Raw genomic sequence first — 22,849 nt, 5'->3', positions numbered from 1 at the left:
CCAACTACCGTGGGCAGGTCAACCGCCGACCGCCAGCCGGATGGAGCCTCTCCGCGTGAGCACCGCCAAGCACGACGCCGCCCGCCTCGACAAGGTCGTCAACCTCTGCAAGCGACGGGGCTTCGTGTTCCCGTCCGGGGAGATCTACGGCGGCACGCGCTCCGCCTGGGACTACGGCCCGCTGGGCGTCGAGCTCAAGGAGAACATCAAGCGCCAGTGGTGGCGCACCGTCGTGCAGAGCCGCGACGACATCGTCGGCCTGGACTCCTCGGTGATCCTGCCGCGCCAGACGTGGGTCGCCTCCGGCCACGTCGGGGTCTTCACCGACCCGCTGACCGAGTGCCAGAGCTGCCACAAGCGGTTCCGCGCCGACCACCTCGAGGAGGAGTTCGAGGCGAAGAAGGGCCGGCTCCCGGAGAACGGGCTGGCCGACATCGCCTGCCCGAACTGCGGCACCAAGGGCGCGTGGACCGAGCCGCGCGACTTCAACATGATGCTCAAGACCTACCTCGGCCCGGTCGAGGACGAGTCGGGGCTGCACTACCTGCGCCCGGAGACCGCGCAGGGCATCTTCGTGAACTTCGCCAACGTCATGGGCGCCGCGCGCAAGAAGCCCCCGTTCGGCATCGGCCAGATCGGCAAGTCGTTCCGCAACGAGATCACCCCGGGCAACTTCATCTTCCGCACCCGCGAGTTCGAGCAGATGGAGATGGAGTTCTTCGTCGAGCCGGGCACCGACGAGGAGTGGCACCAGTACTGGATCGACGAGCGCACCCGCTGGTACACCGACCTGGGCATCTCCCCGGACAACCTGCGGCACTACGAGCACGCGAAGGAGAAGCTGTCGCACTACTCGAAGCGCACCGTCGACATCGAGTACCGCTTCGGCTTCCAGGGCTCGGAGTGGGGTGAGCTGGAGGGGATCGCGAACCGCACCGACTTCGACCTGTCCACGCACACCCAGCACTCGGGCACCGACCTGTCCTACTTCGACCAGGCCAGCAACACCCGCTGGACGCCGTACGTCATCGAGCCGGCGGCCGGGCTCACCCGCTCGCTCATGGCGTTCCTCGTCGAGGCCTACACCGAGGACGAGGCGCCGAACGCCAAGGGCGGCGTCGACACCCGCACGGTGCTCAAGCTCGACCCGCGCCTGGCGCCGGTGAAGGCCGCCGTCCTGCCGCTGTCGCGCAACGCCGACCTCTCGCCCAAGGCCCGCGACCTGGCCGCTGCGCTGCGGCGGAACTGGAACGTGGACTTCGACGACGCCGGCGCCATCGGCCGTCGGTACCGGCGCCAGGACGAGGTCGGGACGCCGTTCTGCCTCACCGTCGACTTCGACACCCTCGAGGACCAGGCCGTGACCATCCGGGAGCGCGACTCGATGAGCCAGGAGCGCGTCGCGCTGGACCAGGTCGAGTCCTACCTCGCGGCCCGGCTCCCCGGCTGCTGACCGACGCCGGAGGCCCCCTCACCCCGCGACCCAGTAGGAGGAGTTCCCCGTGTTCGAGACCAGCCTGCTCATCGGTGACGAGAAGCGGACGGCCACCAGCGGCCGGACCTTCGACCGCGCCAACCCCGTGAGCGGCGAGGCCGTGACGCGCTCGCCGGCCGCCGGGGTGGAGGACGCCGTCCGGGCCGTCGACGCCGCGGCATCGGCGTTCCAGAAGTGGGCGGCGACGACGCCGGGCGAGCGCCGGCGGCTGCTGCTGAAGGCTGCCGACCTCCTCGAGGCGAACACCGACCGCTTCGTCGAGCGGATGGCCGCCGAGTGCGGCGCGACCGCGGGCTGGGGGCACTTCAACGTCCACCTCGCCGCGGGCATGCTGCGGGAGGCCGCGGGTCTCACCACGCACGTGGGCGGGCAGGTGATCCCCTCGGACGTCCCCGGCAGCCTGAGCATGGGCATCCGCCAGCCGGCGGGCGTGGTGATCGGCATCGCGCCGTGGAACGCGCCGGTCATCCTGTCGACCCGCGCGGTGGCCTTCCCGCTCGCCGCCGGCAACACCGTCGTCCTCAAGTGCTCGGAGCTCTCGCCGGCCACGCACATGCTGCTCGGGGAGATCCTGATCGAGGCCGGCCTCGGCGACGGCGTCGTCAACGTCATCACCGTGGCCCCGGAGGACGCCGCCGAGGTGACCGAGGCGATGGTGGCCCACCCGGCGGTCCGCCGGCTCAACTTCACCGGCTCCACCCGGGTCGGCCGCATCATCGGCGAGGTCTGCGCGCGCCACCTCGTGCCGGCGCTGCTCGAGCTGGGGGGCAAGAACCCGCTCCTGGTCCTCGACGACGCCGACATCGACGCCGCCGTCCAGGGGGCGACCTTCGGCGGCTTCGTCAACCAGGGCCACGTCTGCATGTCGACCGACAAGATCATCGTCGACGAGTCGATCGCCGAGGAGTTCGTCGCGAAGCTGGTCGCCCGGGTGGAGTCGCTGCCGATCGGCGACCCGCGCACGGGCGACGTCGTCCTCGGCTCGGTCATCGGCACGAGCACCGTCGAGCACATCCAGCGACTGGTGGACGACGCCGTCGCCAAGGGCGCGAAGGTGCTGACCAAGGGCGAGCCGCAGGGCACGATCATGCCCGGCGTGGTGCTCGACCACGTCACGCCGGACATGGAGATCTTCCACGAGGAGATCTTCGGCCCGGCCGTCACGATCACCCGGGTCGCGAGCGAGGAGGAGGCGGTCGCCGCGGCCAACGACAGCGCCTACGGGCTGTCGGCCGCCGTCTTCACACGCGACGCCGCACGCGGGTTCCAGGTCGCCCGGCGGATCGAGTCCGGCATCTGCCACATCAACGCGCCCACCGTGCACGACGAGGCGCAGATGCCCTTCGGTGGTGTGAAGGACAGTGGGTACGGGCGGTTCGGTGGGCTCGCCGGCATCGAGGCATTCACCGAGCTGCGCTGGATCAGCATGCAGGTGGAGCCGCGCGTCTACCCGTTCTGAGCTCGTGTCGTCCCACCGGTGAAGCCGGTCGGCCGTGCGGCGGGTCAACCCGCACGGCCGACCGGTGCGCCGCGCCACGGCGCGGCTTCCGGGGCGCCGGTGCGGCTCAACCCGGTCGGCCGACGCCGTCCTCGACCCGGGCGAGCCATCCGTCGTCCCCAGCGTCGTGACCGCGCGCGCGGCCCGCGGGCCGCGGCACCGCCAGGAACTCCCGCACCTCGGGGCCGGGGACGGCGAGCAGCCGCCGTGCCGACCGGTCCAGTCGTCGACGCCCCCCGTTGAGGTCCTCGTACAAGACTCGGAGGAACCGCACCCCGACCGAGCGGAGCAGATCCTCCCGGCGCTTCTCCTCCCACAGCTCCTGCTCCGCGGTGCGGCCGAACTGCGGTCGGCGGTACTTGATCCGGCCGTCGAACTCCACCGCCACCGCGGCCCCGGGGTACCAGCCGTCGACCACCTTCACCAGCTGACCGTCGACACGCAGCTCCACCTGCGGTACGAACGGCGGCAGCCCGAGCGCGGCGAACGTCAGCCGGCCGCAGGTCTCCAGCCACGACTCGGCCCGGCCGTCGGCGAGGCCCAGCGCGCGGCCGGCACGCGGGATCCCGGGCACGTTCACCTGCCGGTCGATGACGCGGCGCACGTCGTCGTGGGTCGTCAGGCCGCGCAGCAGGGCGGCGTCGACGGCGGCGACGGCGTGGATCTCCGGCCAGGCCCTGGCGACGTCGACCAGCGTGCGTGCCACCGTCGTCACCCGGTAGGCGCCGCGGACGGTGACGTCGTCGTCGGGCAGCGCAGCCCGGGTCATCAGCCAGCCGCGTCCCCGGCGCCAGTGGTGCGGATCGGTCAGGTGCACGGCGACCGGAGCCGGGAACGGGCGGGGCAGCCCCCACACCCAGGCCGCGCTGTCCCGGCTGAGGACGGCGGACGGTCGGGCCAGGGCGGTCGTGACGGCCAGCGCCTCCAGGCCCGGTCGACGATCGGTGCGCTCCACCTCGGCGAGGTCCGCGGCGCTGACGAAGACACCGGTGCGCAGTCGCACCCACGCGCCCGTGCGGGTCGCCGTCCGGACTTCGCGCTCGGTCACGCCCCGAGCGGCGAGGTCGGCGGTGGTGAAGATGCCCAGGCGCCGCCGTGCGGGTTCGTCGACGGCGAGCGGGACGTGCAGGTGCGTGGTCACGGGACGACCGTCGGGCAGCCAGCCATGTCCGGGACGCGCCCTGCCCGATCTGTGGACCGGCGCCGGCCTGGGGACGGCGTGCGGCTCGAGTCGCGCCGCCGACCGTCGACCCGGGTCGTGGCGCGGCTGGACGGGCGACCAGGCGGCTCGAGCCTGCTGGCGGCTCACCCGGCCGGGCGGCGGAGGTCCGAGTGACGGCGGTCGCCGCCTACTCTGGGTACCGTGACCGCCACGCTCGAGCCGACGACGACGGCGCCCCTGCCGCCGCTGCGGCTGGGTGCGCTGACCGTCGACCCCGCCGTCGTCCTCGCGCCCATGGCCGGCATCACCAACCCGGCCTTCCGCACGCTGTGCCGTGAGTTCGGGGCCGGCCTCTACGTCTGCGAGATGATCACCACGCGGGCGCTGGTCGAGCGGAACGACAAGACGCTGCGGATGATCCGCGCGACCGCCGACGAGAAGGACGCCTTCTCCGTCCAGCTGTACGGCGTCGACCCGGCGACCGTCGGCCGCGCCGTGGAGATGCTCGTCGACGAGGGCGTCGCCGGCACCCGGCCGGCGCACATCGACCTGAACTTCGGCTGCCCGGTGCCGAAGGTGACCCGCAAGGGCGGCGGCTCGGCGCTGCCGTGGCACCGCGTGCTGCTGCGGGACATCGTCCGGGAGGCCGTGCGCGCCGCGAAGGACGTGCCGGTCACCATCAAGACCCGCATCGGCATCGACGCGGACCACGTCACCTACCTCGACGCCGGCCGCATCGCCCAGGACGAGGGCGCCGCGGCGATCACGCTGCACGGCCGGACCGCCGACCAGCTCTACAGCGGCACCGCCGACTGGGCACCGATCGCGCGGCTCGTAGAGGCCGTCGACATCCCGGTGCTCGGCAACGGCGACATCTGGGAGGCCGACGACGCGCTGCGCATGGTCGCCGAGACCGGCTGCGCCGGCGTCGTGATCGGCCGCGGCTGCCTGGGGCGGCCCTGGCTGTTCGGCGACCTCGCCGCCGCCTTCGCGGGGCAGGCGCGGCGAGCGCTGCCGACGTTCCGCGAGGTCGCGGCGATCATGCACCGGCACGCCACGCTGCTGGCCGAGGAGCACGGCGAGCGCCACGGCTGCAGCGACTTCCGCAAGCACGTCGCCTGGTACCTCAAGGGCTTCTCCGTGGGCGGGGACGTGCGCCGGGCGCTGGCGATGGTCAGCAGCCTCGACGAGCTGGCCGGGCTGCTCTCGGGCATCCCCGACCAGCCGTACCCGACCGCCGTCCTCGGTGCGCCGCGCGGCCGGACGAGCACCCCCCGCCCCGTCGCCCTTCCCGAGGGCTGGCTCGCCGACCGGGACGACCCCCGCCCACCCGTGGGCGCAGAACTGGAGACGAGCGGCGGATGACGCAGGGCCCCTTCCTCTACGACGACGACCCCGCGCCGCTGCACACCGGCACGCCGCGCGCCCGGCAGGGCTGGCTGATCGGCGGCCTGGTGGGCACCGTGGTGGTGGCCGTCGGCATGGTCGGCGTCCTGTACCTGGTCCGGGGCGGGCCCGCCGACCAGGCCACCGAGGTCACCGGGGTGTTCCTGGCGGCGCTCGCGAACGGGGACACCGAGACGGCGTACGGGCTGCTGTGCGAGGACGAGCGCGGTCGGCTGGACGGCACCGGCATGGAGGCCGAGTACTCGCGCCCGGGGGACGCCGAGATCGTCGAGGTCGAGGACGACCCGGGCGAGGGCGCCCGGGTGCAGCAGGTGACCGTCCGCTGGGACGACGGCGGATCGGCACAGCTCGCCGTGGTCAACGAGGACGGCCCGCGCATCTGCGGGATCGACTGACCCCGACCGGCGCCACCGCGGCCAGGGCTCGCGCCGGCTGCTCTTGTACGCCAGGATCGACGGACGTCGGCGGGGTGGACGTTTAGGACGTCTGCTCCGCGCGGCATTGTCTCCTCTGGCGGATCGGCCCCGGAGGGCTGACGGATGCGGAGGTACGGGTGGCTGACGGGAAGTGGGTCTACGACTTCAGCGAGGGCAGCAGGGACCAGAAGGACCTGCTCGGCGGCAAGGGCGCCAACCTGGCCGAGATGACCAACCTGGGCCTGCCCGTGCCGCCCGGCTTCACCATCACCACGGACGCCTGCCGGTACTACCTGGAGCACGGGAGCACCCCGCCGGAGCTGGACGAGCAGGTCAGCGGGCACCTGGCGGCGCTGGAGAAGTCGATGGGGAAGACCCTCGGCGATCCGGTCGACCCGCTGCTGGTGTCGGTCCGGTCCGGTGCCGCGGCGAGCATGCCGGGGATGATGGAGACGGTCCTGAACGTCGGCCTCAACGACGACTCCGTCCAGGGTCTGGCGGCGCAGTCGGGGAGCGAGCGCTTCGCCTGGGACTCCTACCGCCGGCTGATCCAGATGTTCGGCAAGACCGTGCTGGGCATCGACGGCGCACTCTTCGACGACGCCCTCGACGCGGCCAAGGAGGAGCAGGGCACCGATCTGGACCTGGATCTCGACGCCGAGCACCTGCGCGACGTCGTCGTCCGGTTCAAGGCCATCGTGCGCGAGCACACCGGCCAGGACTTCCCGCAGGACCCGCGGGAGCAGATGGATCTCGCGATCAACGCCGTCTTCGACTCCTGGAACTCCGACCGGGCGATCATCTACCGCCGTCGCGAGCGCATCCCCAGCGACGCCGGCACCGCCGTGAACGTCTGCGCCATGGTGTTCGGCAACCTGGGCATGGACTCCGGCACCGGCGTGGCGTTCACCCGCGACCCGGGCAGCGGCGAGCAGGGCGTGTACGGGGACTACCTGCAGAACGCGCAGGGGGAGGACGTCGTCGCCGGCATCCGCAACACCGTGCCGCTGGCGGACCTGGAGACCATAGACAAGGGCGCCTACGACGAGCTGATGGCAACGATGTCGCGGTTGGAGTCGCACTACCGCGACCTCTGCGACATCGAGTTCACCATCGAGCGCAACAAGCTCTGGATGCTGCAGACCCGTGTCGGCAAGCGGACGGCGGGGGCGGCGTTCCGCATCGCGACCCAGCTGGTCGACGAGGGGCTCATCGACATGGACGAGGCGGTCCGCCGGGTCACCGGTGACCAGCTCGCCCAGCTGATGTTCCCGCGGTTCGTCTCCGGGGGCGACGCCCAGCAGCTGACGCAGGGCATGAACGCCTCGCCCGGTGCGGCCGTCGGCCGGGCCGTGTTCAGCTCCGAGGCAGCGGCGCAGTGGGCCGACCGTGGTGAGAAGGTCGTCCTGGTCCGCCGGGAGACCAACCCCGACGACCTCTCCGGCATGATCGCCGCCGAGGGGGTGCTGACCAGCCGCGGTGGCAAGACCTCGCACGCCGCCGTCGTCGCCCGGGGCATGGGCAAGACCTGCGTCTGCGGCGCCGAGGAGCTGCGGGTCGACACCAGGGCGAAGGAGTTCACCGCGCCCGACGGCACCGTCGTCCGCGAGGGCGACGTCATCTCCATCGACGGCTCCACCGGCAAGGTGTGGCTCGGCGAGGTGCCGGTGGAGCCCTCGTCGGTGGTCCGCTACTTCGAGGGCGAGCTCGACCCGGAGCACGACGACGCCGACGACCTGGTGAGGAGCGTCCACCGGATCCTGACCCACGCCGACGAGAAGCGGCGGCTCGACGTCCGCACCAACGCCGACACCCCCGAGGACTCCGCCCGTGCCCGGCGGTTCGGCGCCCAGGGGATCGGCCTGTGCCGGACCGAGCACATGTTCCTCGGCAGCGACCGCCGGAAGCTGGTCGAGAAGCTGATCCTGGCCGACGGCGACGAGGAACGGCAGGCCGCCCTGGACGCCCTGGAGCCGCTGCAGAAGCAGGACTTCCTGGAGATCTTCGAGGCGATGGACGGGCTGCCGGTCACCGTTCGGCTGCTGGACCCTCCGCTGCACGAGTTCCTCCCCGACCTCACCGAGCTGTCGGTACGGGTCGCGCTGGCCGAGGAGCGCGGCGAACCCGACGAGGGCAATCTGCGGCTGCTGACCGCGGTCCGCCGCCTGCACGAGTCCAACCCGATGCTGGGCCTGCGGGGGGTGCGGCTCGGTCTGGTGGTGCCCGGGCTGTTCGCCATGCAGGTGCGGGCCATCGCCGAGGCCGCCTGCGAGCGGAAGCAGGCCGGGGGCGATCCGCGGCCGGAGATCATGATCCCGCTGGTGGGGGCGGTGCAGGAGCTGGAGGCCATCCGCGAGGAGTCCGAGCGGGTGCTCGCCGAGGTCTGCGAGGAGTGCGGCATCGACCTGCGGCCGCTGATCGGCACCATGATCGAGGTGCCCCGCGCGGCGCTGACCGCCGCCGAGATCGCCGAGCACGCCGAGTTCTTCTCGTTCGGCACCAACGACCTCACCCAGATGACGTGGGGCTTCTCCCGCGACGACGTCGAGGCCGCGTTCTTCCACCAGTACCTGGACAAGGGGATCTTCGGCATCTCGCCGTTCGAGTCGCTGGACCGGGACGGCGTCGGCCGGCTGGTGCGGATCGGCGCCGAGAGCGGCCGGGCGGCCCGGCCCGACCTCAAGCTCGGCATCTGCGGCGAGCACGGCGGCGACCCCGACTCGGTGCACTTCTTCCACGAGGTCGGCCTGGACTACGTCTCCTGCTCGCCGTTCCGGGTGCCGGTGGCGCGGCTGGAGGCCGGGCGCGCCGCGCTCGGCGGAGGACGCGCGGGCGCCTGAGAGAGGAACCCGGAGCCCCTACGCCTCGCGAGCTCGGCCCGGGGGGCCCCTGCACGGCGGCTGCGGTGCAGGGGCCCGGGCCCGCCGTCAGCCGTCGCAGGCGAGCCCGCGACGCAGCGCCGCCAGGTTGGCCGCCATGAGCTCGGGATAGGTCTCCTCCGCCTGCACCCGCTCGACCGGGTGCAGCACGTCGGTGGCCAGCCCCAGGTCGCCCGCGAGGGTCCGGGCGACGCGGTCCCCGGCGGTGGCCTCGAAGAAGATCGTCCGGGCGCCGGTGCCGGTGACCTCCTCCGCGACCTGCCGCAACCGGCTGGGCGAGGGCTCGACGTGCGGGTCCAGCCCCGCCACCCCGACCTGCCGCAGGCCGTACCGGTCGGCGAGGTAGCCGAACGCCTCGTGCGAGGCGAGCAGGGTGGCCCCGCGACAGGGCGCGAGGGTGTCGGCGTACTCCCGGTCGATCTCCTGGAGCGCGGCCGCCAGCCGTTCGGCGCCTTCTCGGTAGGCGTCGGCGTGACCGGGGTCCGCCTCGGCGAACTCGCCCGCGAGGCGGTGACCGAGGTCGGCGAGGCGGGTGGGGTCGAGCCAGAAGTGCGGATCGGCACCCCGGTCCGCCAGGGCGGCGGCGTCGACGACGTCCTCGGGGCGCTCCTGCTCGAGGACGGCGTCGACCGCCGGCTGCAGGCCGCCCGACTGGTGGACCACGACGTCGGCCTCGCCGAGGACCGCGACGTCCCGGGGCGCCGGTTCCAGCCGGTGGCTGTCCCCGCCGGGTGGGACCAGGTTGGTGACCTCCACGTGCGGTCCGCCTACCTCCTCGCTCACGTACGCGAGGGGGTAGGAGGTGACCACGACGTCCAGCCGTGCGTCGTCGGCGCCGTTCGCCGCGTCCCCGCAGCCGGCCAGGGCGGTGAGCAGGCCGGCCGCGACGAGGCCGGCCGGCAGGGCCGCCGGCCGGATCACTCGCCCTGCTCGTCGTGCTCGTGGTCCTCCTCGTGCGCGCCGTGCGCCTCGACGTCCCCGGAGACGCCGGCGAGCTCGTTGGGCGTGACCTCCAGCTGCGCCGACTTCCACACCTCGCCGCCCTCGACGTCGACGGCGTGGATCTCCCGGGTGGCGGGCTCGGTCACGTAGGCGATGCCGTCGACCACGAAGACCTGCGGGTGCGGGTCCTGCCAGTTCTCCGACTCCTCCCACGGCCCGGTGACCGGGATGGAGTCCGTGACGGTGCCGGACACCGGGTCGATGACCTGCAGCGCGCCGTCGTAGGTCAGGACCAGCCCCTCGCCGTTCGGCCCGCGGCCGAAGGAGCGGTACCAGTACGGCGCCGGCAGGTCGACCAGGCGCAGCTGCGCGGTGGTGGTGTCGATCAGCGCCACGGTGCTGGAGCGGTCCTCCGCGCTGCGCTCGTAGTCACCGAGCACGATCGGCGAGTTCTCGGTGCCGAACTGGTTGCCGATGCGGCCGTACTCGTCCGGGCTCTCGATCTTCACCAGCTCGCCGCCGGCGTACAGGACGGCGCCGTCCTGGCAGCCGATGACGACCGCCTCGTCGGCGGCCACCGTCTCGCCGTGCACGGCGGGGCAGTCGTCCCGGGCGGCGATCTCGTCCCCGTCCGCGTCGAGGATGCGCACCCCGGAGCGCTCCTCCTCCGTGCCGTCGGAGACGAGCATCGTGCCGTCCTCGAGCTCCACCGCGACGCCGTGGTGGGCCGCCGGCGTGGCGAACTCGCGCACCTCGCGGTCCGGGTCGGCGAGGTCGGCGCTGTCGAACGCGGTGACCTCCCCGGTGCCGTCGTCGAACAGCACGGTCCGCCCGGCGTGGGCGACGACGTGCCCGGGCTTCTCGGCGGGGAGGACGACGTCGGTCAGCTCCGGGTCGGCGGCGTAGTAGTGCTCGTGGTCGCCGTGCGGCTCGGCCCAGGCGCCGCCGTCGAGCAGGCGGAAGCCCTGCTGGGTCGACACGAGGAAGTGTCGGCCGTCGCCGGCGGCGTTGAGCCGGTTGAAGCCCTCGAGCGGCTCGTCGGCGAGCACCTCGAGCGTCTCGCCGTGCAGGACCAGGAGGCCGCCGTCGTAGGTCAGGGCCAGGCGCGGCGAGCTGGCGCCCAGCTCCGCCGGTCCGGATGCGGTCGGCGCGCTGCTGGCCGACGCCGGCCCACCGCCGTCGGTCGACGCGCAGCCGGTGGCCAGGGCGAGGGGTACGGCGGCCGCCAGGGCGGCGGCGCGGAGGGAGGGGAGGGGAGGCACGGGTGCTCCTGTCGTTCGGGGATCGGACGACGTGACCGTACCCATAACGAGAATCATTCTCATATAGGGGGGGTGTGTGGACGCGCCTCCCCGTGGTGCGGTCGCGGGGCGCCGGCAGCGCGGCGAGCCGCCGGCGCGACGCGAGGCGGCGCGCCGGTGCCCCGTCCCGGGCCGCCGCGCGCCGTCGTCCCCGCGTGGTACCCATGACGGGTGGGTGTGCGGAGTCTGCTGTCGCGGGTGGTCGGGGCCGGGGTCCTGGCCGCCGTGCTGCTGGTGGCCTCCACGGCGCTCGCCATCTGGTGGACGGCGCGGCAGGACGCCCGGCCGCAGTCCGACGCGATCGTGGTGCTGGGCTCGGCCCAGTACAACGGCGTCCCGTCGTCGATCTTCGCGGCCCGGCTGGAGCACGCGCGGGCCCTGTACGAGCAGGGCGTCGCACCGGTGATCGTGACCGTCGGCGGGAAGGCGGCCGGCGACCAGTTCACCGAGGCGGAGGCCGGGCGCGACTACCTCGCGGCGGCCGGGGTGCCCACCGAGTCGCTGCTCGCGGTGCCCGAGGGTGTGGACACCCTGGAGAGCATGCGCGTGGTCGGCGCGGCGTTCGACGAGCGCGACTGGGAGCGTGCCGTGCTGGTCACCGACCCCTGGCACGCGATGCGCGCCGAGCGGATGGCCGAGGACGCGGGGATCGAGGCGGAGAGCTCACCGACCCGCCAGGGCCCGGCGGTGCAGACCCGCGCCACCCAGTTCCGCTACATCCTGCGGGAGACTGCTGCCTACCTGCTCTACCGCGTGACCGGTGAGAGCATCGCCGGCGCGCCCGGCATCGGCTGAGGGAGGAACGGTGCTCGAACTGGGCAGGGCCGGTACGCAGGGCGCGCCGAAGGGCGTCCTGCCGGTGCTGCGCGACGGCCGGGTCGTGGCGACGCTGCGCCCCGCGACGTGGACGGAGGCCGCCACGGTGGCGGTCGACGGCGACACCTGGGAGTACGCCCGGCGCAAGCGCGAGCTCACCGGTCACCGGTCGGGTGACCCGGAGGGCACCGCCCGGCTGCGTGCCCGGCAGACGTCGAGCTGGAGGGGCACCTGGGCGATCGACCTGGAGGGGGCGACGGTCGAGGTGCGGCCCGCCTCCCGCTGGAAGGGGACCCACCGGTTCCTGCTGCACGGGCGTCAGGTGGCGGAGAGCGGCACCACGCCGGGCTGGACCCCGCGGCCCGCGATCACCCTCGACGGCGCCCTGCCGCTGGACCAGCAGCTGTTCCTGCTGTGGTGGGAGCACGTGATCCGCCGGCGGGTCACGGCAGCGGCGGCGGTCGCCTGATGGCCGGCCGGGGGCGCATTCGCGCCGCGGACATCGCGCTGGTGCGCGACCGCAGCAAGATCGACGAGATCGTCGGCGAGCACCTGCAGCTCAAGCGCGCCGGTGGCGGGAGCCTCAAGGGGCTGTGCCCGTTCCACGACGAGAAGTCGCCGTCGTTCCAGGTGACGCCGAGCCGCGGGCTCTACCACTGCTTCGGTTGCGGGGTCGGTGGCGACGTCATCCGCTTCGTCCAGGAGATCGACCACCTGTCGTTCACCGAGGCCGTCGAGCTGCTGGCCAACCGCGCCAACATCGAGCTGAAGTACGAGGACGACGGCGGCCGCCCCACCGCGGGCCCCGACCGGGCCTCGGTCGGGCAGCGGGCGCGGCTGGTCGCGGCCAACACCGCGGCGGCCGCCTTCTACGCCGAGCAGCTCGGCACGCCGGAGGCCGCGCCCGCCCGGCAGTTCCTCGCCGACCGCGCCTTCGACCGGCAGGCGGCGCTGGACTTCGGCTGCGGCTACGCACCCGGCGGCTGGGACGGGCTCACCCGCCACCTGCGAGCCAAGGGCTTCAGCCAGCAGGAGCTGGTCATGGCCGGGCTGGCGAAGGAGTCCTCCCGGGGCACCCTGATCGACCGCTTCCACCGCCGGCTGGTGTGGCCGATCCGCGACATCACCGGCGACGTCATCGGCTTCGGTGCCCGCAAGCTGATGGACGACGACCCCGGCCCCAAGTACCTCAACACCCCGGAGACACCGCTCTACAAGAAGAGCTCGGTGCTCTACGGCATCGACCGCGCCAAGCGTGACATCGCCAAGCGGCACCAGGCGGTCGTCGTCGAGGGCTACACCGACGTCATGGCCTGCCACCTGGCCGGGGTGACGACGGCGGTGGCCTCGTGCGGTACCGCCTTCGGCGCCGAGCACATCGGGGTGCTGCGGCGGCTGCTGATGGACCAGGACGAGTTCCGCGGGGAGGTGGTCTACACCTTCGACGGCGACGCGGCCGGCCAGGCGGCGGCGATGAAGACCTTCGCCGAGGACCAGCGCTTCGTCGGTCAGACGTTCGTCGCGGTCGAGTCGGAGGGGCGTGACCCGTGCGAGCTGCGGCAGGAGCACGGCGACGCCGCCGTCCGCGACCTGGTTGCCCGCCGCACCCCGCTGATCGCCTTCGTGCTCAAGACCACGCTGGCCGGCTACGACCTGGACACCGTGGAGGGCCGGGTCGCCGCCCTGGAGAAGACCGTGCCGCTGGTGGCCCAGATCAAGGACCACGCGCTGCGCCCCGCCTACGCCCGCGAACTCGCCGGGATGATCGGCAACACCGACGAGGCAGAGGTGCTCGAGCGCGTGCGCCGGGCGACCGGTGACGGGGGAGGAGCGCCCTCCCGGGGCCGCCCCCGCGCGCCCCAGCGCACCCCCGACGACGCCGCGGTCGCCGTGGAGCGGGAGGCGGTGAAGGCCGCGTTGCAGGCGCCCGAGCTCGCCGGCCCCGAGTTCGACGCCATCCCCCCGAACGCCTACACCGACCCCGACTACGCCGCCGTGGTGGCCGCCATCGCCGCGGCTGGGGGTGTGGCTGCCGTGACCGTCACCGGGCCGGCCTGGCTGGACGAGGTCGCCGCGCACTGCGAGCGGGAGAGCGCCCGCGCCCTGCTCACGGCGCTGGCGGTGGAGCCGATGCGCTCGGTGAGCGGCGAGTGCGACGCCGGCTACGTCAACGCGCTCCTCGCGCGGGTGCAGGAGATGGCGACCGTCCGCGAGATCACCGCCCTGAAGGGCCGGCTGCAACGGACGAACCCGGTCGACTCCGGCGACGAGTACATGAAGGCCTTCAAGCAGCTGATGGATCTCGAGCAGCTGGCGATCTCGCTGCGCAAGCGTGCGATGGGCGGCCTGGCATGAGCCTGCTGGCCGAGCTGCGGCGCCGGTTCGCCCGCCCGCCGGAGGAGGTGCGGGCCGCGGTGGCCGACCCCGACGAGCGGGTGCTCGCCTGGGGCGTGCTCGCCCGCGGGGCCGGCTGGCTGGTGGCCACCTCCCGCGGTCTGCGGGTGATCGGCCCGGCCGCCGGGGACACGGTGCTGCCGTGGCACGAGGTGGGGCACGCCCGCTGGGCCGCGACCGCCGACGGCGGCGGTTCCTTCACGGTCACGCCGCTCGCCGAGGTGGAGCCGGGTGTGCAGTCGCGGCTGCCGGTGGTGCGGCACGTGCTCGCGGACGCCGGCGACCTCCCCGCGGTCGTGCGGCGCCGGGTGGACCAGACCATCGTCACCAGCCGGCGCGTACCGCTGCCGGACCGGGGAGGGCTGCTGCTGGTCGCCCGCCGGGTGCCCGGTCAGGCCGTCCGGGAGTGGACCGTGGTGTTCGACGACGACGCCGACCGCGACGACCCGGGTGCCAGGGAGACCGCACGGCAGAAGCTCGCCGAGGTGCTGGCCGCCGAGCTGCCGGACTGAGCCGGCGCGCGGATCAGCGAGGGGCCTCGCTGCCCAGCTGGGCCTTCAGCGTGGAGACGGCGTCGTCGGCCTTGGCCTGCGCCATGCCCGCGAGGCTCTGCAGGCGCGGGTCGTCCTTGGCCTGCTCCCAGGCGCGCCGGAGCTGCTCGTAGCGCTCGCGGCCGGCCCGCGACCCGAGGACGTAGCCAGCCCCGAATCCGGCGAGGAACGACAGCTTGGCCACGGAAACCTCCAGAGTGAACATGCGGTGAACGACGGCCACCGTACCTGTGGTGCACAACGCTTCGCCCCTCGTGAGCCGCGTGCGGGGGGCGTCGGCGCGTGGGGTACTCTCGTCGGGCCAGCGGTTCGCACCGCTGATCCCCCGTAGCTCAATTGGCAGAGCATGCGACTGTTAATCGCAGGGTTATTGGTTCGAGTCCAATCGGGGGAGCAGACACGAGCCCGTGACCGGCCCGCCCGCCGGTCGCGGGCTTCGATCGTTCCCGGTCCGTCGGCTTCCCCGAGGCTGCACCGTCGGGCAGAGCCGGTCAGGCCGATGTCGGACGGAGCGACGCGTCCGCGTCACGCACCGAGCTCGTCGCCCGCCGCAAGGCCGCTACGAGCGGTGAGGGGTCGGTGGCTCGGGTGCAGAGGGCCAGCATGGCTGACTCCGCATCGAGGACCGGGAGGAACGCCACCTCGGGATGGCGGTAGCTTGCGGCCACGAACTCCCCGGTGATCGCGATGGCCTGCCTGGATGCGACCACCTCGAGCAGTGCATCCATGGTGCGGACGGAGGGGCCGTAGCGGACGGCGACTCCGCTGGGGCGTGGATCGCAGGCCCACCAACGCACCCACGCGGGGTCGGCGTCCTCGTCGGTCACATGGGGTTCGCCGTCGAGGTCCCGGAGTTCCACGGCCGGGCGCACTGCGAGCGGGTGCAGGGCCGGGAGGGCCACGACCCGCTTCTCCAGGTGTACCGGGTCGAAGCGCAGGCCTCGGGTATCCGAGAACGGCAGTCGCACCAGCGAGGCGTCGACGACGCCCTCTCGTACGGAGCTGACTTGCTGGGCCCATGGAAGTTCCACGAGGTCGACGGACACCTCCGGCACTTCGCGGGCCAGCTGGTCGAGCAGTTGACGGATCCGCCAACCCGCCGGCGCGGTCATGAAGCCCAGCCGTAGCGTGCTTGCCTGTCGGCGGCGGTGGGCCATCACGGCGGCGACGGCCCGGTCGGCGGCGGCGAGTGCCTCCCGCGCCTCGGCCAGGAAGCCCTCCCCGGCCGGCGTCGGGCGCACCGGGTGGGCGGAGCGGTCCAGCAACGGGACGCCGAGCGCCCGCTCGAGCTTGCGCACCGATTGGCTGAGCGCGGGCGCGCTGAGGTAGAGCCGCTCGGCCGCACGACCGAAGTGCCCGTCGTCGACGACGGCGACGAGGTGGCGCACGAGGTGCAGGTTGAGGTCCACGGTGACTCCTCCTGCCGACACAGTAGTGGCCCAGCTCACGTCGAGGCCGGTTCTGACCTGCGCTGTTAACCGATCGCTTTCGATGGCGGCCCATCTGCGTCATGGACCGATGCGAGCGGCGCGGCCCAGGATCCCCCCCACCTAGACCGCTGCACCCGAGGAGATCCAGTGAGCCGCTACGAGGACGCGCTGTCCGCCCATGCACGCGAGTTGGAGAAGCTCGTCTCCACCATCGACAACCCCCACCACCGGGCGATCCTGAAGAACTACCGGATGCACGGGTTGCTGGAGGTCTCCGGCCGGTACAAGGAGCTGCTGGCGCCGGACATGACCGTCGAGCACCCCCACTACCGCCTCCACGAGGGCGGGCAGTCGATCATCCTCGACGGAATGCCCGAGGTCACCGCCTTCTACGAGTCGCTCGCGGCGGCGAACGCCCTGGTGATGTGGGTGGGCGAGAACGACCTCGCGGTCAACGACCACGGGTTCTCCGGTGAGGTCGAGTTCTACGGGTTCGTGCCCGCCCCCATGCTCGGGGAGAGCGCGTTCTCGAACGTGCGGCCCGGGGACGACCCCGGTGAGATGTACCTGCTCAAGCGCACCCTTGCCTTCGTCTGGCCCTACGATGCGCGCGCCCGGATGATCGGCGAGCACGTGTACGAGGACGGCGCCTCCCGAGAGGTCATCGAGCCGGACCCGGCCGACGTCATCACCGCCGAGCGGGCTCGCGAGCTGCTTGCCCCGGAGATCGACAAGGTGCTGCCGTAGACCTCGCGCCGGTGCCCGGCACCGCTCCGGGCGGTCGCCGGACGTCCTCGTCGGGGGCCGCCACCGCGGTGTGGTGGTCCCCGACGAGGCGCTGGTGGGAGGGTGCCTGCGGTGGTGCGGGTCCGCACCGCGACGATGGACTGAGAGGGATGACCGTGCCGACCGACCCCTTCGCCGCCTTCCGGGCGGCCGTCGAGAACCGCGACGTCGATGCCGCGGTGCGGCTGTTCACCGACGACTGCGTCTTCCTGTCGCCGATCGTCCACGAGCCCTACCGCGGCACCGGACCGCTGCGCGCGATCCTCACCGGCGTCATGTCGGTCTTCGAGGACTTCCGCTACACCGCCTCCTACGCGGGCGACGACGGGCACGTCCTCGCCTTCGACACCAGGGTCGGCGGCCGCGTCCTCCAGGGCGTGGACGTCCTGCGCGGCCGCGACGGCGTGCTCACCGAGCTGACCGTGATGGTCCGGCCCTACTCGGCCGCGACCGCGCTCCGCGAGCGGATGGCCGCCCTGCTCGCCTGAGCGTGGCGGGCCGCACCGGGCGCCCCCGTAGGGTGCGACACCGCGCGCCTGGACACCAGCCGCGAGCAGCCGGTGCAGGTGAGGAGGAGGACGCCGTGACGATCGGGCCGGACCGTGAGGCCGCTCGCGACGAGGACCGGCCGCCGGTCACGATCTTCGGCCCGGACTTCCCGTTCGCGTTCGACGACTGGATCACGCACCCGGTCGGCATCGGCGAGATCCCACCCGAGCGGCACGGCGAGGAGGTCGCCATCGTCGGTGCGGGGATCTCCGGTCTGGTCGCCGCCTACGAGCTCATGAAGCTCGGGCTCAAGCCGGTCCTCTACGAGTCGTCGCAGATGGGCGGCCGGCTGCGGTCGGCGCGGTTCGAGGGCGCCCCCGCGGAGATCGTCGCCGAGCTGGGCGGCATGCGGTTCCCCGTGTCGTCGACCGCCTTCTACCGCTACGTCGACCTGCTCGGCCTGGAGACCAGGCCGTTCCCCAACCCGCTGACGTCGGCGTCGGGCAGCACGGTCATCGACATCGAGGGCGAGACGCACTACGCCGAGTCGTCCGAGGCGCTGCCGCCGCTGTTCCGGGAGGTCGCGGCGGCGTGGGCCGACGCTCTCGGGACCGTGGGGTTCGACGAGATCCAGGACGCGATCCGGGCGCGCGACGTCACGAAGCTGAAGTCGCTCTGGGACGAGCTCGTGCCGCAGTGGGACGACCGCACCTTCTACGACTTCATCGCGAGCTCCGAGGCGTTCTCCCGGCTGTCTTTCCACCACCGGGAGGTCTTCGGGCAGGTGGGGTTCGGCACCGGCGGGTGGGACTCCGACTTCCCGAACTCGATGCTCGAGATCTTCCGCGTCGTGATGACGAACTGCGACGAGGACCAGCGCTTCGTCGTGGGTGGCGTGGAGCAGGTGCCGTGGGGGCTGTGGAACCACGCGCCGTCCCAGCTCGCCCACTGGCCGGCCGGGACGACGCTGGCGGAGCTGCACTCCGGCGGGCCGCGCGCCGGCGTCGCCGCGATCGCCCGGGACGCGGACGGGCGCTTCGCCGTCACGGACGCCTGGGGCCACGTCCGCCGCTACCCCGCGGTGCTCGTCACCTGCCAGAGCTGGCTGCTGACGACGCAGATCGACTGCGACGAGAGCCTCTTCTCCCAGAAGATGTGGACGGCGCTGGACCGCACCCGGTACATGCAGTCGTCGAAGACCTTCGTGATGGTCGACCGGCCCTTCTGGAAGGACAAGGATCCGAGGACCGGCCGCGACGTCATGAGCATGACGCTCACCGACCGGCTGACCCGCGGCACGTACCTGTTCGACCACGGCGACGACCAGCCCGGCGTCATCTGCCTGACGTACTCGTGGATGAGCGACGCGCTGAAGATGCTGCCCTACCCGGTGGACCAGCGGGTGCGCCTCGCGCTCGGCGCGCTGAGGAAGATCTACCCCGACGTCGACATCGCCCAGCACATCATCGGTGACCCCATCACCGTCTCGTGGGAGGCGGACGCGAACTTCCTCGGCGCCTTCAAGGGCGCCCTGCCCGGGCACTACCGGTACAACCAGCGGATGTACGCGCACTTCGTGCAGGACGACCTCCCGCCCGAGCAGCGAGGGATCTTCCTGGCGGGTGACGACGTGTCGTGGACGCCGGCCTGGGTCGAGGGCGCGGTGCAGACCTCCCTCAACGCGGTCTGGGGCATCATGCGGCACTTCGGCGGCGGCACCCACGAGCAGAACCCGGGCCCCGGCGACGTGTTCGCCGAGATCGGCCCCATCGCCCTGCCGGACTAGGTGTGCTGCCCGGGGACGTCAGTCCCGGTCAGGCGGTGCCACCGTCGTCCAGGCAGCTGGGCCAGCCGGAAGCCCCGCATGTCAGGGGGCTCTCCTCCGGAGACCCGTCTCCAGGCTGATCTCCGCGAGACGCTCGTGCACGACGGCGAGTCCGTACGCCACGCTTCCCGTGAGCGTCACGAGCGCCATCAGGATCATCGCTGGGCCCGGATCACCCTGGTGGGCGAGCAGCACCTGGGTCGGAGCCTGCAGCGCGGCGGTCGTGCATCCCACCCACGTGAGCACCCAGGCGGTGCGGGGTCGGAGAGCTCCTCGCCTCACGAGCGGAACCACCCACCCGACCAGCGCGAGCAGTCCGGTCACGGCGAGGACGGTCCGCTGGGACAGGGCATCCATGCCTCGGGGACCGCTCGCCCCGGGGCCGAACAGACCCCAGCAGGTCATGGCCATACCGAAGGGCACCATGCTCAGGGCACCGACGGCGATGGCCCAGCCTCGCGGACGAGGCGGGGGGTAGCTGAGAACGCGCCCCCACCGACCGAGGGTGTAACACCAGGCGAGGACTGCGATGCCGATGGCGAGCAGGCCGAATCCGCCGTACGTCAGCGCGAACACCCACGGGCTCAGATGGTCCATCCCGTCGGTGTGCAGCTCGCCTGTCCCCACCACCTGCAGCGCACCGCCCAGGGGGAGCCCGACGAGGATCGGAGCCAGCAGGCCGGTCGCTCCGCCCGCGAGCGCCACCACGATCCACCCGGGGACGCGCCGCCCCCACGGACGGACCAGCGCGATCGCCAAACCGACGGCCATCATCTCGAGCAGGATGGTGACGACGTTGCCGACGACCACGCGGGTGCTGTGGAGCTCTGCTGCCCCGGCGGAGCTCTCCACTCCGACCGTGCTGCCGGTGAGCCACAGGATCTTCAGCGCCGTGTACGGCGCGACCGCGGCCACGACCAGGCACAGAGCGATGCGCTGAGCACGGGGATGCATGTCCGGCCTCCGGCTACCTGCCGCGGCGCTCGACCACGGCGTGGACGTGATCGGACGACCAGGCAGGCGCGGTCGTCCGGTCTGACCGGCTGGATCACCGCTGCGCGGCGAGCCAGTCGTCGAAGGTCGTGGGTGCGATGCGCGCGCCGTCCGCGGGGAGGAGCACCTCGCCGGCCATCTCGGGGCCGAACACCGTCGACCAGCTGGGGCGGAGCTTCACCTGACGGCCCAGCGCGTCGTTAGTGCGGCGGACCATGTCGACCAGGTCCTGTGGTTCCGGTCCGGCGACGTCGACGTAACGTCCCTTCGGCTCACCGACCGCCAGCTCCACGAGGATGCTCGCCACGTCGTCGGGTGCCACGGGCTGCAGCAGGAGCGGTGCCACGGTGGCGTCCCCGTCCTTCTCCGTCCAGCCGGCGACCATGGCCGGGAAGTCGTGGAACTGGGTCGCCGGCACGATCGTCCACGGCACGGGACCTTCCTCCACGAGGCGCTCCTGGAGTCGCTTGCCTGCGTAGTGGGCGTTCCCCTGGACGCGGTGCAGGCCGGCGATCGAGAGCAGCACGTGGTGTCGCACACCGGCGCGATCCTCGGCCGCCAGGAGATTGCGGGTGGCCGAGCCGAAGTAGGTGAGCGCTTCGTCCACCTCGGTGGCTGCCGAGTTGGTGACGTCCACGACGGCCTGCACCCCGGTCAGGGCCTCGTCGAGGCCCTCGCCGGTGAGCAGGTCGACCCCGGACGACCGACTGACGCGGACGGCCTCGTGGCCGGCGTCCTCCAGCACCCTCACGACCCTGGCGCCGATGTTGCCCGTGGCGCCGGCAACCGCGACCCGCATGATTCCTCCCTCGTTCTCCGGGCTCGGCGGGACCCTATCTCGGAGGAAACATCTCCGCAATGTCCTGTTACGCTCCCCCCGTGAGGCTGCCGGCGAGCACGGAATGGCTCCTGCACTGCGCGACGACGCTCGCGCAGCTCGAGCGGGGCGCCTCCGCGACGGCCGCGCAACTGGCCGAGTACTACGACCTCCCGCCGGCCTCGCTGGCCAAGCAGCTCCAGTCGCTGGTCAAGGCGGGCGTCCTGCGCGCGAGCACCGGCCCCCGGGGTGGGTTCGAGCTGGCGAGACCGGCGGAGCAGATCACCTTGCTCGACGTCGTCGAGGCCGTCGACGGAGCGGTCTCCCCGTACGTCTGCCGGGAGATCCGACGGCGCGGGACCGGGGCTCTGCCCCCCGAGGAGTGTGCCCGCGCCTGCGTCCTCGCGGTGAAGATGGCCGAGGCCCACTCCGCGTGGCGGGAGAGCCTCGCGTCCTGCAGCCTCGCCGACATCATCGCCTCGCTGCCGGCCTCCGCGCCGGCGCGGACCCGACACCGCATGCGGCGCGGTTCCTGACCCGGCCCGTGGTCGGTTGTGGCGGCGGCCGACGCTGCCGACCCGGACATCGTGCGCGTGCGCGCGGACGGGTGGGTGACCGCTGCCCCCTGGGGCGCAGGAGGTCGTCGCCGACGTCGGGAGCGCTCAGCCCGGATCGACGGGCCCCCGGGTTCGGGTGGCGAGCCGGTGGGCCACCGATTCGATCCGTTCCCGGCCCTCCAGCCGGGCGAGCAGGTGCTCCGGCATCGCCCGGGCGCCGGCGAAGGCGCCGGCGATCGATCCGGCCATCGCCGCGATGGTGTCGGTGTCCCCACCCATCCGCACGGCGAAGGTGACGGCAGCCACCGGGTCCTCGAGCCGGGGGAGTGCGGCGCACAGAGCGGCCCCCACCGCCTCGTGGGCCGTGATGCCGTTCCCGGTCGTCGCCGCCGCCTGCTCGGGCCCGGTCGCCCGGGCAGCCGATGCGGCCGCGGCCACGGCGCCTTCCAGCTCAGCGGTCGCGAGGTGCCGGCGGCACGCCGCCAGCACCTCGTCGACCGGCGGTGGCGCTCCCCGGGGAGCGGCGAGCAGGTGGTGGACCGTCACCGCGATCGCGACGGCACCGTCCCGCCCGACGGGATGGGCGTGGGTGATCTCCGCGCTCCGCCTCGCCACCTCCGCCACCCGCGCCGGTCCGCCGCTCAGCGTGCCCACCGGCGCGGCCCGCATCGCGCCGCCGTTGCCCAGCGAGCCGGAGCCGTCGAACGACTCCCGGGCCACCGGGCGCCAGTCCCGACCGGCCAGCGCGGCGGCGAAGATCCGCGGGGGGTTGCCCCCGTATCCGCGCCACGGTTCCCGATCCCAGGTCCGGGCGAAGGCCAGCGCCAGGGCGTCCTGGTCGAGGTCGTCCGGACCGAGATCCGCGAGGTGATCGGCGAGCGCCACCTGCAGGGCCGTGTCGTCGGTCCAGCGCAGCACCCCGTCGGAGGTGAGCGACCGGTGGAGTTCGTCGGCCGGCACCCGGGCTGAGCCTTCGAACCGGGCACCGACGGCGTCCCCGACGGCGCCCCCGAGCAGCAGGCCGAGGACCCGGTCCTCCCAGGGCGCCGGCGCGGCGCCCGGCTGCGGGCGTGACCGAGCTGCCATTCCTC

At 73.0% G+C, this 22,849-nt stretch carries 21 protein-coding genes and 1 tRNA gene; 14 read left to right on the top strand and 8 right to left on the bottom strand.

Features of this window, described 5'->3' with window-relative positions:
* Positions 1-55: 55 nt before the first annotated feature.
* Positions 56-1,453, top strand: a complete 1,398-nt coding sequence (locus ACI799_RS10460) for a glycine--tRNA ligase (protein WP_456588918.1) — start codon at positions 56-58, stop codon at positions 1,451-1,453.
* 49 nt (positions 1,454-1,502) lie between these two features.
* On the top strand, positions 1,503-2,954 hold the full coding sequence (locus ACI799_RS10455) for an aldehyde dehydrogenase (protein WP_456613029.1): 1,452 nt from the start codon (positions 1,503-1,505) through the stop codon (positions 2,952-2,954).
* 106 nt (positions 2,955-3,060) lie between these two features.
* On the opposite strand, the gene ACI799_RS10450 is transcribed toward ACI799_RS10455, so the two are convergent.
* Entirely contained in the window at positions 3,061-4,134 is a 1,074-nt protein-coding gene (locus ACI799_RS10450; protein ID WP_456599130.1) for a type IV toxin-antitoxin system AbiEi family antitoxin domain-containing protein, read from the bottom strand.
* Positions 4,135-4,356: 222 nt separating this feature from the next.
* Between ACI799_RS10450 and dusB the strand changes: the two genes are divergently transcribed.
* The 3 genes from dusB to ppdK all read left to right on the top strand — a co-directional run bounded on the left by dusB (position 4,357) and on the right by ppdK (position 8,818).
* The gene (dusB, locus tag ACI799_RS10445) at positions 4,357-5,520 is read left to right on the top strand and encodes a tRNA dihydrouridine synthase DusB (RefSeq protein ID WP_456613028.1); all 1,164 of its coding nucleotides are present in this window, start codon (positions 4,357-4,359) and stop codon (positions 5,518-5,520) included.
* Positions 5,517-5,957: an Rv0361 family membrane protein gene (locus ACI799_RS10440; RefSeq protein ID WP_456588922.1), complete on the top strand. Its 441-nt coding sequence runs from the start codon at positions 5,517-5,519 to the stop codon at positions 5,955-5,957. Before dusB ends, ACI799_RS10440 begins: the two co-directional genes overlap by 4 nt.
* A 158-nt stretch (positions 5,958-6,115) precedes the next feature.
* The gene (gene ppdK, locus ACI799_RS10435) at positions 6,116-8,818 is read left to right on the top strand and encodes a pyruvate, phosphate dikinase (RefSeq protein WP_456613027.1); all 2,703 of its coding nucleotides are present in this window, start codon (positions 6,116-6,118) and stop codon (positions 8,816-8,818) included.
* An 87-nt stretch (positions 8,819-8,905) separates the two neighbouring features.
* Here ppdK and ACI799_RS10430 read toward each other — a convergent pair whose 3' ends face one another.
* Both ACI799_RS10430 and aztD read right to left on the bottom strand, forming a co-directional pair.
* Positions 8,906-9,778: a metal ABC transporter substrate-binding protein gene (locus ACI799_RS10430; protein WP_456613026.1), complete on the bottom strand. Its 873-nt coding sequence runs from the start codon at positions 9,776-9,778 to the stop codon at positions 8,906-8,908.
* Positions 9,775-11,061, bottom strand: a complete 1,287-nt coding sequence (gene aztD, locus ACI799_RS10425; protein WP_456588925.1) for a zinc metallochaperone AztD — start codon at positions 11,059-11,061, stop codon at positions 9,775-9,777. The genes ACI799_RS10430 and aztD overlap by 4 nt, the downstream gene beginning before the upstream one ends.
* A 210-nt stretch (positions 11,062-11,271) precedes the next feature.
* On the opposite strand from aztD, the gene ACI799_RS10420 reads away from it, so the two are divergent.
* From ACI799_RS10420 to ACI799_RS10405, 4 genes are read left to right on the top strand one after another with little or no spacing between them, the layout of a single operon-like run.
* Entirely contained in the window at positions 11,272-11,895 is a 624-nt protein-coding gene (locus ACI799_RS10420; RefSeq protein ID WP_456613025.1) for a YdcF family protein, read from the top strand.
* Between the two features lie 10 nt (positions 11,896-11,905).
* Positions 11,906-12,385 carry a hypothetical protein gene (locus ACI799_RS10415; protein ID WP_456588927.1) on the top strand — a complete coding sequence of 160 codons (480 nt, stop codon included), beginning with the start codon at positions 11,906-11,908 and terminating at the stop codon, positions 12,383-12,385.
* A complete protein-coding gene (gene dnaG, locus ACI799_RS10410) occupies positions 12,385-14,271 on the top strand; it encodes a DNA primase (RefSeq protein WP_456599135.1) in 1,887 nt (628 codons plus the stop codon). The genes ACI799_RS10415 and dnaG overlap by 1 nt, the downstream gene beginning before the upstream one ends.
* Positions 14,268-14,822, top strand: a complete 555-nt coding sequence (locus ACI799_RS10405; protein WP_456588929.1) for a hypothetical protein — start codon at positions 14,268-14,270, stop codon at positions 14,820-14,822. The genes dnaG and ACI799_RS10405 overlap by 4 nt, the downstream gene beginning before the upstream one ends.
* 13 nt (positions 14,823-14,835) lie before the next feature.
* On the opposite strand, the gene ACI799_RS10400 is transcribed toward ACI799_RS10405, so the two are convergent.
* A complete protein-coding gene (locus ACI799_RS10400; protein WP_456588930.1) occupies positions 14,836-15,045 on the bottom strand; it encodes a hypothetical protein in 210 nt (69 codons plus the stop codon).
* A 137-nt stretch (positions 15,046-15,182) separates the two neighbouring features.
* Here ACI799_RS10400 and ACI799_RS10395 point away from each other — a divergent pair.
* Positions 15,183-15,255: transfer RNA gene (locus ACI799_RS10395), tRNA-Asn, on the top strand.
* A 97-nt stretch (positions 15,256-15,352) separates the two neighbouring features.
* On the opposite strand, the gene ACI799_RS10390 is transcribed toward ACI799_RS10395, so the two are convergent.
* A complete protein-coding gene (locus ACI799_RS10390) occupies positions 15,353-16,270 on the bottom strand; it encodes a LysR family transcriptional regulator (RefSeq protein ID WP_456599136.1) in 918 nt (305 codons plus the stop codon).
* Positions 16,271-16,438: 168 nt separating this feature from the next.
* Between ACI799_RS10390 and ACI799_RS10385 the strand changes: the two genes are divergently transcribed.
* From ACI799_RS10385 to ACI799_RS10375, 3 genes are all read left to right on the top strand, one after another.
* On the top strand, positions 16,439-17,038 hold the full coding sequence (locus ACI799_RS10385; RefSeq protein WP_456599137.1) for a hypothetical protein: 600 nt from the start codon (positions 16,439-16,441) through the stop codon (positions 17,036-17,038).
* Positions 17,039-17,187: 149 nt separating this feature from the next.
* Complete coding sequence (locus ACI799_RS10380) at positions 17,188-17,565, top strand: nuclear transport factor 2 family protein (protein WP_456599138.1); 378 nt, start codon at positions 17,188-17,190, stop codon at positions 17,563-17,565.
* A 95-nt stretch (positions 17,566-17,660) separates the two neighbouring features.
* Complete coding sequence (locus tag ACI799_RS10375) at positions 17,661-19,352, top strand: flavin monoamine oxidase family protein (protein ID WP_456613024.1); 1,692 nt, start codon at positions 17,661-17,663, stop codon at positions 19,350-19,352.
* A gap of 81 nt (positions 19,353-19,433) precedes the next feature.
* Here ACI799_RS10375 and ACI799_RS10370 read toward each other — a convergent pair whose 3' ends face one another.
* Complete coding sequence (locus tag ACI799_RS10370) at positions 19,434-20,345, bottom strand: hypothetical protein (RefSeq protein ID WP_456613023.1); 912 nt, start codon at positions 20,343-20,345, stop codon at positions 19,434-19,436.
* Between the two features lie 94 nt (positions 20,346-20,439).
* Positions 20,440-21,183 carry an SDR family oxidoreductase gene (locus ACI799_RS10365; RefSeq protein ID WP_456613022.1) on the bottom strand — a complete coding sequence of 248 codons (744 nt, stop codon included), beginning with the start codon at positions 21,181-21,183 and terminating at the stop codon, positions 20,440-20,442.
* A gap of 80 nt (positions 21,184-21,263) precedes the next feature.
* On the opposite strand from ACI799_RS10365, the gene ACI799_RS10360 reads away from it, so the two are divergent.
* Positions 21,264-21,737 (top strand): RrF2 family transcriptional regulator, encoded by a 474-nt coding sequence (locus tag ACI799_RS10360; protein ID WP_456588939.1) that lies wholly within the window; start codon positions 21,264-21,266, stop codon positions 21,735-21,737.
* A gap of 126 nt (positions 21,738-21,863) precedes the next feature.
* On the opposite strand, the gene ACI799_RS10355 is transcribed toward ACI799_RS10360, so the two are convergent.
* Complete coding sequence (locus ACI799_RS10355) at positions 21,864-22,844, bottom strand: ADP-ribosylglycohydrolase family protein (RefSeq protein WP_456599142.1); 981 nt, start codon at positions 22,842-22,844, stop codon at positions 21,864-21,866.
* Positions 22,845-22,849: the final 5 nt, after the last annotated feature.

This window comes from Blastococcus sp. SYSU DS0753, assembly GCF_054051175.1.
This window is presented reverse-complemented; position numbering and strand designations above follow the sequence as displayed.

Coding starts and splice junctions, on each gene's coding strand:
- ACI799_RS10440 (WP_456588922.1), top strand. CDS start 5,517: ATGACGCAGGGCCCCTTCCTCTACGACGACGACCCCGCGCCGCTGCAC.
- dnaG (WP_456599135.1), top strand. CDS start 12,385: ATGGCCGGCCGGGGGCGCATTCGCGCCGCGGACATCGCGCTGGTGCGC.
- ACI799_RS10405 (WP_456588929.1), top strand. CDS start 14,268: ATGAGCCTGCTGGCCGAGCTGCGGCGCCGGTTCGCCCGCCCGCCGGAG.
- ACI799_RS10380 (WP_456599138.1), top strand. CDS start 17,188: ATGACCGTGCCGACCGACCCCTTCGCCGCCTTCCGGGCGGCCGTCGAG.
- ACI799_RS10370 (WP_456613023.1), bottom strand. CDS start 20,345: ATGCATCCCCGTGCTCAGCGCATCGCTCTGTGCCTGGTCGTGGCCGCG.
- ACI799_RS10365 (WP_456613022.1), bottom strand. CDS start 21,183: ATGCGGGTCGCGGTTGCCGGCGCCACGGGCAACATCGGCGCCAGGGTC.
- ACI799_RS10355 (WP_456599142.1), bottom strand. CDS start 22,844: ATGGCAGCTCGGTCACGCCCGCAGCCGGGCGCCGCGCCGGCGCCCTGG.